Raw genomic sequence first — 15,978 nt, 5'->3', positions numbered from 1 at the left:
GGAGTTCCCAGCAATGAAATACCTCTTCCTCATCCCCGCACTGGCATTCGCTGCACCGCTCGCGGCACAGCAGGCGAACCTTGAAGCCTTTGAAACCGGCCCCGTATTCGAAGATTTCGGCCCCCACGCGCCGGTCCCCGATGCCAAGCCGATTGCCAGCCTCGAACGCTTCCAGATCGCCTTTGACGTGGCGCGCAAGGCGGAGGACGGGGCACGCAATCGCGGGTTTGAGAGCGCCGCCCGCTTCATCAACATGCATGTTGCCGCTGGCGTGCTCGAAGACCGGATCGACCTCGTTGTCGTTGTCCACGGCAGCGCGGTGCACGATCTCGTTTCAGGCGAGGGCAACGGCTCCGAAGCGATGGTGCGCGCGATGCTCGATCACGGCGTGCGCTTCGTCGTCTGCGGGCAGAGCGCTGCGGCCTATGGTGTAACCGCCGATGCACTGATCGAAGGCGTCGAGATGGAGCTCTCCGCCATGACCGCCCACGCACTGCTCCAGCAAGACGGCTACACGGTGAACCCGTTTTGAGTGACGAGGAGCCTCTTCACTCCGGCACCCGCAAGCCAGACGATCCCGATGCGGCATTGCGGCCAAAGAGCCTGGCTGAGTTCATCGGGCAGGAGGCTGCGCGCGATAACCTGCGGGTCTTCATCGACAGCGCCAAGTCGCGCGGTGAAGCGATGGATCACACGCTGTTCCACGGTCCTCCGGGGTTGGGTAAGACCACGCTCGCGCAGATCGTGGCGAACGAGTTGGGGGTGGGCTTCCGCGCGACTTCCGGCCCGGTGATCGCCAAGGCTGGCGACCTCGCCGCGCTGCTCACCAATCTTGAACCGCATGACGTGCTCTTCATCGACGAGATCCACCGGCTCAATCCGGTGGTCGAGGAAGTGCTCTATCCGGCGATGGAAGACCGCGCGCTCGACCTCATCATCGGCGAAGGCCCGTCGGCGCGCAGCGTGCGGATCGATCTGCCGCCCTTCACTTTGGTTGGAGCCACCACGAGGCAAGGACTGCTGACGACGCCTTTGCGTGACCGGTTCGGCATTCCGGTGCGGCTGCAGTTCTACAGCCATGACGAGCTCGATCTGGTGGTGACGCGCGGGGCGAGACTGTTGGGGCTCGACATCGACACAGCGGGCGCGCGCGAGATCGCGCGGCGCTCGCGCGGGACGCCGCGTGTGGCAGGCAGGTTGCTGCGCCGCGTGCGCGACTTTGCTCATGTCGATGGCGATGCCAAAGTCACCCGCGCAATGGCCGATGCGGCGCTCACAAGGCTCGAGATTGACCGGCTTGGTCTTGATGCGATGGATCGCCGCTATCTCACCATGATCGCGACGACCTATAAGGGCGGCCCGGTCGGAGTGTCGGCCCTATCAGCAGGCCTTTCAGAACAGCGTGATACGGTCGAGGAAGTGATCGAGCCCTATCTGATCCAGCTCGGATTGCTCGCGCGGACTGAGCGCGGACGGATGCTCAACGATGCTGGATGGGAACATCTGGGACTCGGGAAGCCCGCGCCGCGCAGCGCTTCGCAAACTGACGATCAGGCCAGTGATCAAGGCAGCATGTTCGACGAAAACGGCTAACAACTACGCGTTTTTCGGTATCAAAACGGGACAGCGCCCCCGAAAAACGGCCAATTTGCGCCGTTGCAGAGCGTTAGCCAGCTCCAAACATGGTTAACCTCATTGATGTGAACCACTCTTCAATCCCAAGACACCATATGGAATCGGTGAAGGTGCAGATGGGCTGCATCTAGCCGGCTACAGACAAACAAGGTTTGGATCACATGTCGATCAAGATGGTGTCAGCAAAACTCGCGGCCACAGCCGCCGGTATCGCTCTGTTACAGGGCGGTGCTGTGCGAATGGCCGAGCCGATGAATACCGACCAGCCGCGGTTCACCACCGACGCTGAAGGTAAGCTCGTCGAGACTGCGCCGTTGGCAGTTGTTCAGCCGCAACCCGCAGCGCCCATCGCTGAGCCGCTTTACGTGAAGACGGATCTGCCGCGCACCCGCGAAATTCCGCCTCTTCCGGAACCCGAGACGCGCCGTCGCCGCATCGTTGATCGCACGATTGAATGCCAACCGATTGGCGGCGGTTTCGGTGGAGGCGCGGGAGCCTATCAGACGGCTGCGCAATCTGCGCCGCTGCCTGCGGGTGCTTCGCGCGCCTATTACGACGCAGCAGAATGCCCACCGATTTCGCAGGTTGCCTATGCGCCTGCCCCGCTTCCCCCGCTTCCGCCCGTTCGCGGCGGCGGCGGCTTTGGCGGCGGCCCGGTAGTCGTTGGCGGTAGCGGCGGCTTTGGCGGCGGCGGCGGTTTCTTCGGCGGCTTCTTTGGCGGCGGAGGCGGGTCTTCGGGCGATGTCTCGGTCACCACGACCACAACCACTTCGGGTGGCTCCGGCGGTTCGGGTGGTTCTTCCGGTGATGTCAGCTCCAGCTCGGGCGGTTCGAGCACAAGCACCAGCGGTGGCAGCACCAGCACGTCTGGCGGCACCACTGGCGGTTCGTCGAGCGGCATCAATATCGACATCAACATCGATAACTCGACCTCGTCGGGCACGATCTCTTCGACCACCGGTGGTTCGGGAACGATTTCGTCGACCACAGGCGGCGTGACTTCGACGTCCTCGACTGGTTCGATCAGTTCCTCGACCGGTCAGGTCTCGTCTTCTTCATCGACCGGTTCGGTGTCGTCGAGCACGGGTGCGGTTTCGAGCACCTCTTCGACCAGTTCGGGTAACGTATCGAGCTCGACAGGCGCAGTATCCAGCTCAACTGGCGGCGTGTCGTCGAGCACCGGAGCGGTCTCGAGTTCGACCGGCGGCGTTTCAAGCTCTTCCGGCAACGTGTCGAGCAGTACCGGCGGTGTCTCGAGCTCTTCGGGCGATGTGTCGAGCAGCACCGGCGGTGTCTCAAGCAGCACGGGCGCGGTTAGCTCCTCGACCGGTGCAGTTTCGAGCACGACCACTGGCAGCGTTTCTTCGTCCACGTCGGGCGATGTTTCGTCCTCATCTTCGGGCAACGTTTCATCCTCGACTTCGACCTCGGGTGACGTTTCGAGCTCGACTTCGACCTCAGGTGACGTTTCCAGCTCAACCTCGACTTCCGGCGGTAACAGCAGCGGCAGTTCGTCGTCGTCGAGCTCAAGCTCTTCGTCGTCTTCCAGCTCAAGCTCGGGCGGTAGCACCGGTGGCAGCACGAGCGGCGGCACAACCGGCGGATCGACGTCTTCGTCTTCCAGCTCGTCGTCTTCCTCGTCGAGCAGTTCGTCCAGCGGTGGCAGCAATGGTGGTTCGACTGGTAATCCGGGCACAACGACCGGCGGCGGCAGCTCGTCAAGCTCCTCTTCGTCCAGTTCGTCTTCGTCGAGCTCCAGCTCGGGCGGTGCGACTTCGGGCGGTAGCTCGGGCGACATGACCAGCTCGACCAGCTCATCCTCGTCTTCGAGCAGTTCCTCGTCGTCTTCGTCCTCGTCGGGTGGTTCAGCCAGCTCTTCGGGCGGCGCAAGCTCGGGCGGTAGCTCCAGCTCTTCTTCGAGCGGTTCCTCTAGCGGCTCCAGCTCGGGCGGCAGCACCAGCTTTGGCGGTACGTCTTCGAGCTCGAGCACGTCCTCAACTTCGTCGAGCTCCAGCTCGTCAGGCGGCTCCACCGGCGGTTCGTCGAGCTCGTCGGGCAGCAGCTCGGGTAGCTCCAGCTCATCGGGCGGTACTTCGGGCGGTTCGACCAGCTTTGGCGGAACCAGCTCCAGCTCCTCCTCGTCCAGCTCTTCGTCCTCGTCGAGTTCGTCGGGCGGCAGCACTTCGAGCTTTGGCGGAACCAGCAGCTCTTCTTCCTCGGGTTCGTCTTCGTCGAGCTCTTCGGGCGGCACTTCCAGCTTTGGCGGCACCACATCGTCAAGCAGCTCTTCCTCCTCGTCGTCGAGCTCAAGCTCCTCGTCGGGCAGCAGCAGCGGCGTCGATGTTCCCGCGCCGCCGATGATGATCCTGTTCGGCCTCGCCGCCGCAGCGATCATCGGACGCCGCAAGCGCAAGGGCGAAGGCGCTCCGGCAGAAGCTTAAGAGCTTACAGGCACACACAAAAAGGGCGGCTTCCCGATATGGGGAGCCGCCCTTTTGCATTGCGGTGGGCCGGGTCAATTCAAGGACCGTTTCCATTCTCCCTGCCGATACCACTGAGTGACCACGTATTTGTGGCCCGTCATCACGGGTAAGGCGGCATGCCTAGTGTGCGCGTTTGGTCGCCCGCGCCGGTCCATATTGTTCCAGGTGATGAGCATTCCGGGCTTGGGCGCAACTGAAAGATCAAGGCTGGGGAACTCGGTCTCGCCGCCCGCATCGACAGCATTGAGATAGACCATCGCGGTCCAGCTTCGCTGCCCGCCGCGAAGCCGCTCGCGCTGCCAGTGTTCGCGTTCCTCGCGAAAGTAGTCCTTGTGATGGCGATATTGCTCGCCCTCGCGATAGCGCTGGCCCTGAATTGTCTCTGCGTGGCTTCGATCAATGCCCAGCGCATCGTCGATCTTGCGGCCAAGAGCGATTGTTTCAGCGGCGTCCTGAGAAAAGAAATGAGTGGAGCTGGTACGAATGCCCGTTGTGTCCCGCTCTTTGAACAAGGGCGAAGGTTGGATGCGGGATTCGATCACGCTGATGAGCTGGTCGCAGTCCTCACCGGTCAGGAATGATGGCCAAACAAAAAGTTCGGCGTTTGAACCACCGCGCTCCTCGACCAATGGGTTGGCGCGAAGCCGCGCGCTCACATTCTTGCCGATCTGGGCAAGCGCTGCAGGATCGGCCATCGGATCGATCCTTGGCCGCTTGAGCAGACTCGCAAGACGACGGAGAATTGCCATTGAGGCGATGCTGGCTACCGTTCAGTCATGCGCGATCGGTCCGCCCGCTTCCTGCCAGGCGAGGATCCCGCCTTCGAGGTGCGTCGCCGGCTCACCCGTATGCGCCGCGAGTCGCTCGGCAGCGATGCGCGAACGGCGGCCTGAACGACAATAGATCACGACCTCGCGCCCGTCGCTTAGGTCGAGCGTGGCAGGATCGAAGCTGTCGAGTGCGATGTGTTCGGCACCCGGGATCACGCCCTGTGCAGTTTCGTCATCGCGGCGCACATCGATAAGCCGGACATCTCCCGAAGCGATTTTCTCGCGGAGCTGCGCGGCGGTGAGGTCAATTATTGCTGCCTCAACCGCTTCACTATCGCGCTCAGTTTGCGCGACCGCCAGTTCCATCCCCGGTAGCGGACTTGCACCTTTGTCGCCGTCGCCACCATCTCCCGGAGCGCAGGCAGCTAGCGCGAACAGAGCGAGAGACAGTGGGACGAAACGCATCGGAATGCTCCTTTAGGCAGCCAGTTTGCGCAGCACGTAATGGAGGATGCCGCCATTGCGGTAATACTCCATCTCGTTCGCCGTATCGATCCGGCAGAGCGCGTTGAAGCTGAAGGTCGTGCCATCCTTGCGGGTGACTTCGACCTCGACATCCTGACCCGGGGTCAAGTCAGCCAGACCCTTGAGCGAGAAGGTGTCGTCCGAAGTCAGACCGAGCGAGTTGCGCGAGGCGCCATCTTTGAACTGCAGCGGCAGTACGCCCATGCCGACAAGGTTGGAGCGGTGGATGCGCTCAAAGCTTTCGACGATCACAGCGCGCACACCCAGCAAGATCGTGCCCTTGGCTGCCCAGTCGCGGCTCGAACCAGTGCCGTATTCCTTGCCGCCGACTACGATCAGCGGAGTGCCGTCAGCCTTGTGCTTCATGGCCGCGTCGTAGATCGGCATCTGTTCGCCATTATAGGTGGTCTCGCCGCCTTCGACACCGGGAACCATCTCGTTCTTGATGCGGATATTGGCGAAGGTGCCGCGCATCATCACATCGTGGTTGCCGCGGCGCGAGCCGTAGGAGTTGAAGTCCTTCTTCGCGACCTGATTGCTCTTCAAATACGAACCGGCGGGCGAATCTTCCTTGATCGCACCAGCGGGCGAGATGTGATCGGTCGTGACCGAATCGCCGAGGATCGCGAGCGGCTTTGCATCGATGATGTCGGCAATCGCGTCGGGCTCCATGCCCATGCCTTCGAAATAAGGCGGGTTTGCGATGTAGGTTGAGCCTGCACGCCATTGATAGGTGTCTGACGGCTCAACCGTGATCGCCTGCCAGTGCTCATCGCCGTCATAGACGTTGGCATAGCGCTTCACGAACATCGAACGATCGATATTGGCCGCGCGGTGTTCGGCGACTTCGGCGTTGGAGGGCCAAAGATCGGCGAGCATCACATCGTTGCCGTCCTGGTCCTGACCAAGTGGCGTGGTGGTGATGTCTTCGGTGACGGTGCCTTTGAGTGCATAGGCGACAACCAGCGGCGGCGATGCGAGGAAGTTCGCGCGCACATCCTGACTGACGCGGCCTTCGAAGTTGCGATTGCCCGACAGCACGCTGGCCGCGACGATATCGTTGCCATTGATCGCCTTGCTGATCGGCGGAGCGAGCGGGCCGCTATTGCCGATGCAGGTGGTGCAGCCATAGCCAACAAGGTCAAAGCCGATCGCGTTGAGATCGTCCTGAAGCCCTGATTTGACGAGGTAGTCGGTCACAACCTGCGAACCCGGCGCGAGCGAGGTCTTCACCCACGGCTTTGGCTTCATGCCGCGCTCGTTTGCCTTCTTGGCGACGAGGCCGGCGGCGATCAGCACGTCGGGATTGGAGGTGTTGGTGCAGCTCGTGATCGCCGCAATCACAACATCGCCGTCGCCAATATCGTGGTCCTTGCCTTCAACAGCAGTACGGACAGGCGCGTCCTTCTTGTAGATCGTCTTGAGGTCGGAGTTGAACAGCTCGTCAACCTCGGGAAGGATCACGCGGTCTTGCGGGCGCTTGGGCCCGGCGAGGCTGGGAACGACCGAAGCGACATCGAGTGCCAGCGTGTTCGAGAAGACCGGCTCATGCGCCGGGTCGAACCACATGCCTTGCTCTTTCGAGTAGGCTTCGACGAGAGCGATCTCGTCTTCGCTGCGGCCGGTAAGGCGCATATATTCGATCGTCTTGTCATCAATGCCGAAGAACCCGCAAGTCGCGCCATATTCGGGTGCCATGTTCGCGATGGTCGCGCGGTCGGCGAGGGTGAGGCTGGCAACGCCTTCGCCGTAGAATTCAACAAAGCGGCCCACCACGCCGACTTCGCGCAGCATCTGCACGCAGGTCAGCACGAGGTCGGTTGCGGTCACGCCTTCGGCCATCCGGCCGGTCAGCTTGAAGCCAACGACTTCGGGGATCAGCATCGAGATCGGCTGGCCCAGCATCGCTGCTTCGGCTTCGATCCCGCCAACGCCCCAGCCCAGCACGCCAAGGCCATTAATCATGGTGGTGTGGCTGTCGGTTCCGACGCAAGTGTCAGGATAGGCAACCATCGCGCCGCTCGCATCCTGGCTCGCCCACACGCCCTTGGCGATGTGTTCAAGGTTTACCTGATGGCAGATGCCCGTGCCCGGAGGGACAGCGGAAAAGTTCTCAAAGCTCTTCGATCCCCATTTGAGGAAGTCGTAGCGTTCCGCGTTGCGCTCATATTCGAGCGCCATGTTCGCTTCCATCGCCTTGGGATGGCCGAACTCGTCGACCATGACCGAGTGATCGATCACGAGGTTCACTGGAACCTGCGGATTGATCTTGGCGGTGTCGCCGCCCAGTTCCTTGATTGCATCGCGCATAGCGGCAAGATCGACAACGCAAGGCACGCCGGTGAAGTCCTGCAACAGAACGCGCGCAGGGCGATACTGGATTTCATTGCCGGTGACCGGATTGTTCTGCCAGTCAACAATCGCCTGGATGTGCTCTTTGCCGACCGTGAAGCCCTCATCCTCGAAGCGCAGCAAATTTTCGAGCAACACCTTCATCGAAGTGGGCAGCTTTGAAATATCGCCCAGCTGCTCTGCTGCTTTGGAGAGCGAGTAATAGGCGTAGTCCTTGCCGTTCACTGAAAGGTTCGAACGGGTGGAGAGCGTGTCCTTGCCGGTTGCTGTCATCGGGGTGTTTCCTTTGGTCTGGCGGCGCAGCGGCTCTGGCCAAAAGCACAGGGCCTCGCGCGCGTGCGAAGAATGTGGTGCGGCAAGTGCTAGACTGCGACCGTCAGGTCAAGAGGCGCGCTACACTTGCGAGTCGATTGCGATAGCTGAGCGATACACGCCAGCGGACCCTGAGTCTTTACAAGTGTTTACTTCACCTCCTGCCCCACATCGTGCGAAGACAATGCCAGTGAGGAATTCGAGGGTACGCACAATGGAAGACGGCCAAGACCTCTTGGCGACACAAGCGAGCCTGACCGCCGGCATCATAGGCGCTGTCATGGTCGTGCTCGTTTGCTTCGGTGCTGCCCTTGCTTTTTCGGATTCAGCCGGCGGCAAGACCGGTTCGCATTCGTCCCAGGCCACCGTTCAGGCCAAGGGCGACTAACCACTTCCAGCAGCGTCAATTGCGGTGCCCCCCAGGGCGCTGTTGGAAGTGGCCATTTCTCTGATTCCGGACGTCACCTGCAATTGGGTCTATTTGCGCGTTGCTATCCAGCAGCCTGCGACGATCAATGCCGTGCCGGCAATGGTGGGCAGCGTCACCGCCTCGCGGAAGAAGGCCCAACCAAACAGGCTCGCCCACAAGAATCCCGAATACTCGATTGGCACAAGCGCCTGCGCCTCTGCTCTGGCATAGGCCCAGGCAATTGCCATTGCTCCCCCCACGGTCAGCGCACCGGCTGCGGCAATGGGCAGTAAGGCCTCACTCTCAGGGATGGTGCCGAGGAAGGGTGCGAATAGCAGCAGGATCGCTCCGCCAATGCCGCTGTGGAATGTGGCGATTTCAACCGGCCCCGCGCGCTGGCTCTGCCGTCGGATCACGATGAAATTGTAGGCGTAGAGCAGCGCGGAGAAAATCAGCGATGCGAGGCCAAGCGCGGTGTCGCTGTCAAATTCTCCCTGTCCGATCCGCCCGCCAACAATGACGAGCGTACCGATAAAGCCCAGAATACTGGCCAAGATCGCCTTGGGCTGGATTTCCTCGCCCAGCAGAACCCGCGCGAAATAGAGCGCGATGAGCGGCGCGATGAAGCTGATTGCTATGGCCTCTGCGAGCGGGAGTTTGGTTAGCGCGAAGAAGAAGCTCAATGCCATGAAGGCGGAAATTATCCCGCGTTCCAGGTGCAGCTTGAACACTTCGCGCGTCGGCCAGCCAACTTTGCGCCACAGCCAGAACGGCGCGATGATCGACGCCCCGACCAGGCTGCGCAACACGGTCGCGGTGTAGGCACCAGTGATGAGCGCCGCTTCTTTCATAAAAGCGTCCATCAGTGAGAGGAAGCCGACCCCAAGCGCCGCGGCTGCGAATGGCAGCAATCGCGTGGTCGCATTGCCGGTCGGAGAGGGGGCAGGGGTGCTCATGCGCGCCTCTCCTAATCGCGGGGCCGGTAAAGGTCACGCGCATTGCATCCCTGCTCTGTGCAGGGATTCATCGCAGCGAAAGCCGATTTGCTTGATAGAGATCGTCAAACAGGGGTATATTTGCAATCACGCGCTGAGGCGTGCCGGTCGTCGGCGCGGCAAGCGTCACGGGACGAGAAGATTATGCGCAATTGGGTCAGCACTTTGGCAATCGGGATCGCTGGAGCCACGCTCGCGGCGAGCGGGGCGATTGCGCAGGAAGAGCGGAGCGCGGGCGAGGCGCAGGCGGATGCAAGATTCGACGAAGCCTTCCCGCAAATGGTCTCCGATCCGCTGGTGCAGGGCGATCTCGCGCCTCCCGGACCGATGGTGCAAAGCTGGGATGTCGATCACGCTGCTGCTCTGATTGCCGTTATCGAGGGGATTGCTGCCGAAGGACTCGATCCATCCGATTACAATCTGGCTGGTCTGCAAACGCTCGCAGCAGCCGGCGCCTCGGAACAACTCGACGAATTGGCGTCGAAGAATTTCGTCTGGCTGGTCGAAGATTTGCGCGACGGCCGGACCCCGATGGATGCGCGCGAGCAGTGGTTTGTGGTCGACCCCGACCGCGACCGCTTCCGCACCGGTGACTTGCTGACAGAAGCGTTGGAAAGCGGAGATGTTGCGGGAGTACTCGCCAAACTCAACCCCACCCACTCCGACTATGCCCGCCTTCGTGAAGAGCTCGCGGTCACGCCTGAAACCGAAGAGGCAAAGCGCAAGCTGATCCGCGCCAATATGGATCGCTGGCGCTGGCTCCCCCGCGATCTCGGGCGGTTTTACCTGATGACCAATGTTCCCGAATTCCAGCTGCGGCTGACAGTTGGCGAGGAGATTATCAAGACCTACCGCACCATCGTCGGCAAACCGGGCCGCACCGCGACGCCGCAGCTTGCCGAAATGGTCGAAGGCGTTGTCTTCAACCCGACCTGGACCGTGCCGCAATCCATCGTAGTTGGCGAAGGTCTTGGCGAGCGCGTGCTGGGCAATCCGGCATGGGCGCGCCGCAATGGCTATACCGCAACGCGCGGCTCGAATGGCTGGATCACCGTGGTGCAGCAACCGGGGCCGGGCAATTCGCTGGGCCGGATGAAGCTGGAAATGCCCAACCCGCATGCGATCTTCTTCCACGATACGCCGTCGCGCGGATTGTTCGCCAACGCAAACCGCGCATTGTCGCACGGCTGCATCCGTACCGAGCGCGCGCTGGAGCTGGCGATCACAATGGCAATCCTCGGGCGCGGCGCGACCCGCGATGAAGCGGTCGAGATCGCGACTTCGGGCGAATACACCAAGGTGCCGATCGAGCGGGAATTCCCCGCCTACATCACCTATTTCACGATGGGCGTGGACATTGATGGAAACCTGCGCAGCTTCGACGACATCTATAACCGCGACGCGCCGGTGCTAGCGAGCCTAGACCAACCGCGCGTCCAGAATCGCTCGGGCGAAAGCGATGACGAAGTGATCGTGATCGAGAACGACCCGCGCGGGGAAGCTTAGAAAAGCCCCGGATTATATCGCTGCGCTGCCGTCGGCTCATCCGGCGTTAGCGCGGCCAATTGCTGCTCGCGGCTGAGCATTGCGCCGTCTTCTTGCAGGCCCAGGCTATCGGCAAACAGCAGTCGCCCGCCGGACAGGTTGAGCAGGGCGTAACGGAATTGCTCTTGACCAAAGGCAAAGCAGCCGTTCGAACGCCCGAGCCTGCCCCAGCGATCAATATGCGACGGCTCGGCATAGGCAGCACGGTGCATCACGATATAGCGGCGCAGCGCTGCGTCATTGGTCGCGTCCAGCCCGCCGAGCCGCACCGAAGTGCCATAGCGGCCCTGATACCACTCCCACGTGACATAAGCGCCTTTGCTGGTCGCGTTGGAGCCTTCGACGTTAGAATAAGAGTTGAGCCAGCCATCATGCTCTGGGTCTGATCCGGACCCGTGGCTGCAATGCGCGGTGGTCACTTCTTCGCGGTCGAGGTTGACGAAGTAGAACCGCTGCTGCGCCGAATGCACGCCGAAATCTGCTATTCCGACAATGTCGCGCCGCCAGATGGCGTCGCCTGCACGATCAAGCTCGCGCTTGGCAATGTCGAAGAGAGTGCGGTCGCGGGCCGAACCAGCGCGGGGTTGGGCAGAAAGCTTGGCTGACAGCGAAGGAAGCGCACCGGTTGCAGCGAGTGCGGCTCCGGCTACCAGCGAGCCTTTCAAGATATCGCGGCGTTTCATGTCGGCAATCCTAATACTAGAAGATGGCGCTGGAGTGAATCCCCTTTTCACCTAAGGGTTAACCCGCCTCATGGATCGCCTTGGCCGCCATGCCGAGCTTGATAACACCGGGCATGCCCCCTTGAATCTTCGGCCCCACCTCGGCGAGCTTGGCGAGCCTCGGATCACCGTCAGCGATCATCTTTGCAATCGCCGGACCGGTCGGGTGCAGACGGCTCTTGCTGTTGAAGGCATTGGTCTTTTCGTTGGATGATAGGATCGCGGTGCTCATCAGATTGGCCATCACCGCATAGGGATAGGTGTCGGTGGTATCGGTCAAAGGCGCGGGGGGAAGGAGGTTGTTCTTCTCCTCGTCGGTTTCGAAATTCGCCTCGATAAATGCGCCCAGAGCGGCCGAGTAAGGCACGAAGGGCGTCTGCGCGAGCTGGAGTGTGATCGTGTCGCCGTCGAAGAAGCGCCGCTGGTTCGCGCGCGCCTCGAACGGGACAGCGACGGCGGTGCAATCGACGAACAGAGTGTCTGCCGGCATCGCCACGCGCTCTTCGCCGAAATGCATCGCATCCGGCTCAAGCGCGGTGACCCGCTTGCCGCGATGGACCTTAGTGATCTGGCGCAGCAGATCGACCTCGCCTTCGGAGATCACCGCGAAGTGGAACATCTTGGGCGTCACTTCGGGATCGATCCGGAGCATGGTGCCGCGCTCGTCAAGCTTGGCAAACATCTCGTCGCCGGTTTCCGATCCATTGGCGCATTCGACCAGATCGAGTTGGAACTGGATCAGCTCCTCGATGTGATGCATCGCAGGCTGGAGCAGTTTGCGGTTGAACATCCAGCTGTCGCGCGGGCGCACCCAGTCGATTTTGTCCGGCGCAACGCCCGCTTCTAGCAGCCAGACGGCGGTGTCCATCGCGGTCTTGCCGCCGCCGATAGCGCAGTAATGCGCGGGCAGATTGTCCGTGTCGCGCCAGAGATGCGGGAGGTCACCCGGAATGGCAAAACGCGTCCCCTCTGCGATCTCGTAGGTCGGCGTGTGGGTAGAGGGGACCGAGGTCTGGAACCATGTGCCATCGACCAGTTTGCGCCGGACGGTGAAGCTGTGTTCCTCGCCCGACAGGATGCTGACCGCTTTGTGCTGGCCATCGCTGCCTCCGCGATATTCAGTAAGCGGCAGATAGGTTACGCGCCCGCTGGGGATCAGCGTCTCGCTCATCACCTTGCTGTAATAGGACAGAATCTCGGCATGTTTGGCGAGCGGATACATGCCCGCATTGTGCCCGTGCTGATCGACACGGTCGGGGCACATCTCGCGCGAATTGACGCCGTAGCTGGCGCTCGGTTGATGCAAGGCGACGAAGGAATATGCGTCGTTCCAGTGCCCGCCGGGCCGTGCATGCTTGTCGACAATGGTGACGTGGCAGTCCGGGTCTTCGTCAAGCAGAGTGTCGACAAAGGCCATGCCGACTGCGCCGGCTCCGATAACGAGGTAGTCGGTTTCGTGGTTGTGCATCAGAGGGTTCCGCAAGTCAGTGTGTGGCGCGGGCTTAGCATCATCGAGCGCGTTGCGACACCGGCTGAGACACGGCTTGTGAATGCCGTATATTCTCGTCGGCCATCGCCAGCATCGAGCGCGCATGGCGCTCGCTCACCGCGCGCTGGTCATCGCCGTAACCGCCGCCCAGTGCAGAAGCGATGGCGATCCCGCGAGATCGCGCCTGCGCCACCACATAGCGATCGCGGCGTTCAAGTCCGGCATCGGTCAATGACAGTCTGCCGAGCGCGTCATCGACATGCGGATCGATACCCGCCTGATAGAGCACGAGGTCGGGTGCAAAACTGTCAATGATGCCGGGCAGATGCGCATCGAGCGCCTCCATATAGCCGTCATCATCCATGCCGTCGGGCAGGCCGACATCGCGGCTTGAGCGGGCCTTGCGAGCAGGGAAGTTCTTCTCGGCATGGAGTGAGAGCGTGAAAATGTCCTCGCGGCCTGCGGTCAGGCTGGCGGTGCCGTCGCCCTGATGCACGTCGAGATCGACGATCAGGATGCGGCTTGCATCGCGTTCTGCAAGTAGGCGATTAGAGGCCACGGCAAGGTCGTTGAACACGCAATAGCCTGCGCCTGTGTCGGCCAGCGCGTGGTGGCTTCCAGCGGCGGAGTTCGCGGCATAGCCGTGCTCCTTCGCCAGCTTCGCCGCGAGCCATGTGCCGCCATTGGTGTGGCGTACCCTGTCGCGGATGCGCTCTGTCACAGGGAAGCCAATCCGGCGCTCCTTCTCGCGCGGGACCGAGGCTGTGAAGACCTCCTCGACATAGGCGGGATCATGGACCGCCTCGAGCCATTCGCGCGGCGCGGGCTCGGGGGCGTGCTCGGTGATGGGGGCGCCGCTCTCGCGCCCATACTCGCGAAGGGCCTCCATCACGAGGTAGTACTTGTCAAACTTGAACGTCCCGCGCTCCGGACGCGGTGCCATGTAGTCGGCGTGGTGGACGACGTGGAGCAGGGCTAGATTGCCTCGTCAGAAGCGGTGGCATGTGGGACAGGAGCGTCCGCCAGCGTCACCAGCTCGTCATAGATCGCGTCTTCTTCGCGGCTGGCGGCGTTGCGCCAGGTGGTGGCGGTGTCGGCGTTGACCAGCTCTGCGGCGGCGGTGACGACCAGCAGGTTGGGCGTACCGGGCAGGTCGTCAAGGCCGAAGCGGCGGGCGATGTGCAGGTTGTGCCCGTCGCCCTCTGACTGCGGGGTGCCGATATTGACGAAGACCAGCTCGTATTCGGCTTCGACCAGCGCGGCGAAGCGCTCCGTCTCCAGCCATCCGGCGAGCGCGCGGCTGTCGTGGCACCAGTTGGCGCCCATGACGAGCAACACGCGTTTCTCGCTCTCGGCAGCGAGGGCGAGCGCGGCGTCGACATCGGCCATCGCATTGTCGGAGACAACGTAGGAGCGCGCCTCGGGGTAGTCATGCGCGCTATGCGCCACAGTGTCTGCGACGGTTGCACAGCCGACCAGCAGGAGCGCGGCGGCGAGGCCTGCGATAATGGGGCGGATCATTCGGCGGCCTCCATTGGCTTTGCATGCGGGTCGAAGGCGACTTCGTCACCGGCCTCGATCTTCGCGGCCTTTTCTTCGACCAGCTTCACGATGTGGTCGAGCGTGTCTTCGTCATCGACCGTGTGCGCCTTGACGCCGGAGAGGTAGACCATGTGCTTGCCCGATCCGCCGCCGGTAAGGCCGATATCGGTCTCGCGCGCTTCGCCCGGGCCATTGACCACGCAGCCGAGCACCGAGAGGCTCATCGGGGTCTTGATGTGTTCGAGCCGCTTTTCCAACGCCTCAACCGTGCGGATCACGTCGAAGCCCTGGCGCGAGCAACTCGGACAGGAGACGACGCGCACGCCGCGTGTGCGCAGGCCGAGCGCTTTGAGTATCTCGTAGCCGACCTTCACCTCTTGCTCCGGTTCAGCTGAAAGCGAGACGCGGATCGTGTCGCCGATCCCGGCCCATAGCAGCGAACCCATGCCGATGCTGGACTTGACCGTCCCGCCGATCAGACCGCCCGCTTCGGTGATGCCAAGATGCAGCGGGCAGTCCACCGCTTCGGCCAGACCGTGATAGGCGGCGACCGCTAGGAACACATCGCTGGCTTTCACCGCCACCTTGAAGTCGTGGAAGTCGTGGTCCTGCAACAGCTTGATATGGTCGAGCGCGCTTTCGATCAGAGCCTCAGGGCAGGGCTCGCCATACTTCTCCAGCAAGTCCTTTTCCAGCGACCCTGCGTTCACGCCGATGCGGATCGCGCAGCCATTGGCCTTGGCCGCGCGGACAACCTCGGCAACGCGCTGGGATGATCCGATATTGCCGGGGTTGATGCGCAGGCAGGCGGCGCCGCCATCGGCGGCTTCGAGGGCGCGTTTGTAGTGGAAGTGGATATCGGCAACCACCGGGATGCGCGCGGCCTTGGTGATCTTGGAGAAGGCCTTGGTCGATTCCTCGGTCGGGCACGAGACGCGGATGATGTCACACCCGGCATCCTCGCAGCGGCGGATCTGGTCGATCGTCGCCACCGCATCCTCTGTCGGCGTGTTGGTCATGGTCTGCACCGCAATCGGCGCATCGCCGCCAATCGGCACATCGCCGACCATGATCTGGCGGCATTCGCGCCGTTCGATTGTGCGCCAAGGGCGGATTGCGTTCATTTAACTGGCCGCTTTCCTGCGATACGTTGAGACATGGACCGCATGTTACACGGTCCTAGAGCTAAAAAATTCCGC

16 protein-coding genes are annotated in these 15,978 nt (G+C 62.1%); 4 read left to right on the top strand and 12 right to left on the bottom strand.

The window, feature by feature from the left end; all coding sequences use genetic code 11:
• Nucleotides 1–13: 13 nt before the first annotated feature.
• Nucleotides 14–532, top strand: coding sequence for a DsrE family protein (locus tag Q0887_RS09805; RefSeq protein ID WP_299194401.1), 519 nt, complete (start codon nucleotides 14–16; stop codon nucleotides 530–532).
• Nucleotides 529–1,593 (top strand): Holliday junction branch migration DNA helicase RuvB, encoded by a 1,065-nt coding sequence (gene ruvB, locus Q0887_RS09800; protein WP_299194398.1) that lies wholly within the window; start codon nucleotides 529–531, stop codon nucleotides 1,591–1,593. The genes Q0887_RS09805 and ruvB overlap by 4 nt, the downstream gene beginning before the upstream one ends.
• Nucleotides 1,594–1,853: 260 nt before the next feature.
• Here ruvB and Q0887_RS09795 read toward each other — a convergent pair whose 3' ends face one another.
• The 6 genes from Q0887_RS09795 to acnA form a co-directional block, all read right to left on the bottom strand.
• On the bottom strand, nucleotides 1,854–2,150 hold the full coding sequence (locus Q0887_RS09795) for a hypothetical protein (RefSeq protein ID WP_299194395.1): 297 nt from the start codon (nucleotides 2,148–2,150) through the stop codon (nucleotides 1,854–1,856).
• A gap of 74 nt (nucleotides 2,151–2,224) precedes the next feature.
• Nucleotides 2,225–2,623, bottom strand: a complete 399-nt coding sequence (locus Q0887_RS09790; RefSeq protein WP_299194393.1) for a hypothetical protein — start codon at nucleotides 2,621–2,623, stop codon at nucleotides 2,225–2,227.
• A 51-nt stretch (nucleotides 2,624–2,674) separates the two neighbouring features.
• Complete coding sequence (locus Q0887_RS09785) at nucleotides 2,675–4,030, bottom strand: hypothetical protein (protein ID WP_299194390.1); 1,356 nt, start codon at nucleotides 4,028–4,030, stop codon at nucleotides 2,675–2,677.
• A 120-nt stretch (nucleotides 4,031–4,150) separates the two neighbouring features.
• Nucleotides 4,151–4,813: a 2OG-Fe(II) oxygenase gene (locus Q0887_RS09780; RefSeq protein WP_299194388.1), complete on the bottom strand. Its 663-nt coding sequence runs from the start codon at nucleotides 4,811–4,813 to the stop codon at nucleotides 4,151–4,153.
• Between the two features lie 75 nt (nucleotides 4,814–4,888).
• Nucleotides 4,889–5,353 (bottom strand): rhodanese-like domain-containing protein, encoded by a 465-nt coding sequence (locus Q0887_RS09775; protein WP_299194387.1) that lies wholly within the window; start codon nucleotides 5,351–5,353, stop codon nucleotides 4,889–4,891.
• A 12-nt stretch (nucleotides 5,354–5,365) separates the two neighbouring features.
• Nucleotides 5,366–8,038 (bottom strand): aconitate hydratase AcnA, encoded by a 2,673-nt coding sequence (acnA, locus tag Q0887_RS09770; protein ID WP_299194386.1) that lies wholly within the window; start codon nucleotides 8,036–8,038, stop codon nucleotides 5,366–5,368.
• A gap of 253 nt (nucleotides 8,039–8,291) precedes the next feature.
• Between acnA and Q0887_RS09765 the strand changes: the two genes are divergently transcribed.
• Nucleotides 8,292–8,465: a hypothetical protein gene (locus tag Q0887_RS09765; RefSeq protein ID WP_299194385.1), complete on the top strand. Its 174-nt coding sequence runs from the start codon at nucleotides 8,292–8,294 to the stop codon at nucleotides 8,463–8,465.
• An 89-nt stretch (nucleotides 8,466–8,554) separates the two neighbouring features.
• On the opposite strand, the gene Q0887_RS09760 is transcribed toward Q0887_RS09765, so the two are convergent.
• Complete coding sequence (locus Q0887_RS09760) at nucleotides 8,555–9,442, bottom strand: DMT family transporter (RefSeq protein ID WP_299194384.1); 888 nt, start codon at nucleotides 9,440–9,442, stop codon at nucleotides 8,555–8,557.
• Nucleotides 9,443–9,625: 183 nt separating this feature from the next.
• On the opposite strand from Q0887_RS09760, the gene Q0887_RS09755 reads away from it, so the two are divergent.
• On the top strand, nucleotides 9,626–10,987 hold the full coding sequence (locus tag Q0887_RS09755) for a L,D-transpeptidase family protein (RefSeq protein WP_299194382.1): 1,362 nt from the start codon (nucleotides 9,626–9,628) through the stop codon (nucleotides 10,985–10,987).
• On the opposite strand, the gene Q0887_RS09750 is transcribed toward Q0887_RS09755, so the two are convergent.
• From Q0887_RS09750 to ispG, 5 genes are read right to left on the bottom strand one after another with little or no spacing between them, the layout of a single operon-like run.
• Entirely contained in the window at nucleotides 10,984–11,709 is a 726-nt protein-coding gene (locus Q0887_RS09750) for a murein L,D-transpeptidase catalytic domain-containing protein (RefSeq protein ID WP_299194380.1), read from the bottom strand. The two genes, Q0887_RS09755 and Q0887_RS09750, sit on opposite strands and share 4 nt — an antisense overlap.
• A 58-nt stretch (nucleotides 11,710–11,767) precedes the next feature.
• The gene (locus Q0887_RS09745; protein WP_299194378.1) at nucleotides 11,768–13,216 is read right to left on the bottom strand and encodes an NAD(P)-binding protein; all 1,449 of its coding nucleotides are present in this window, start codon (nucleotides 13,214–13,216) and stop codon (nucleotides 11,768–11,770) included.
• Between the two features lie 40 nt (nucleotides 13,217–13,256).
• Nucleotides 13,257–14,180: a histone deacetylase gene (locus tag Q0887_RS09740; protein ID WP_299194377.1), complete on the bottom strand. Its 924-nt coding sequence runs from the start codon at nucleotides 14,178–14,180 to the stop codon at nucleotides 13,257–13,259.
• Between the two features lie 32 nt (nucleotides 14,181–14,212).
• Nucleotides 14,213–14,758, bottom strand: coding sequence for a thioredoxin family protein (locus Q0887_RS09735; RefSeq protein ID WP_299194375.1), 546 nt, complete (start codon nucleotides 14,756–14,758; stop codon nucleotides 14,213–14,215).
• Complete coding sequence (gene ispG / locus Q0887_RS09730; RefSeq protein WP_299194372.1) at nucleotides 14,755–15,903, bottom strand: flavodoxin-dependent (E)-4-hydroxy-3-methylbut-2-enyl-diphosphate synthase; 1,149 nt, start codon at nucleotides 15,901–15,903, stop codon at nucleotides 14,755–14,757. Before ispG ends, Q0887_RS09735 begins: the two co-directional genes overlap by 4 nt.
• Nucleotides 15,904–15,978: the final 75 nt, after the last annotated feature.

It is taken from the genome of uncultured Erythrobacter sp., from assembly GCF_947492365.1.
Lineage (GTDB): Bacteria > Pseudomonadota > Alphaproteobacteria > Sphingomonadales > Sphingomonadaceae > Erythrobacter.
The sequence above is the reverse complement of the archived record's forward strand: the minus strand, read 5'-3'. Positions and strand labels throughout refer to the sequence as shown.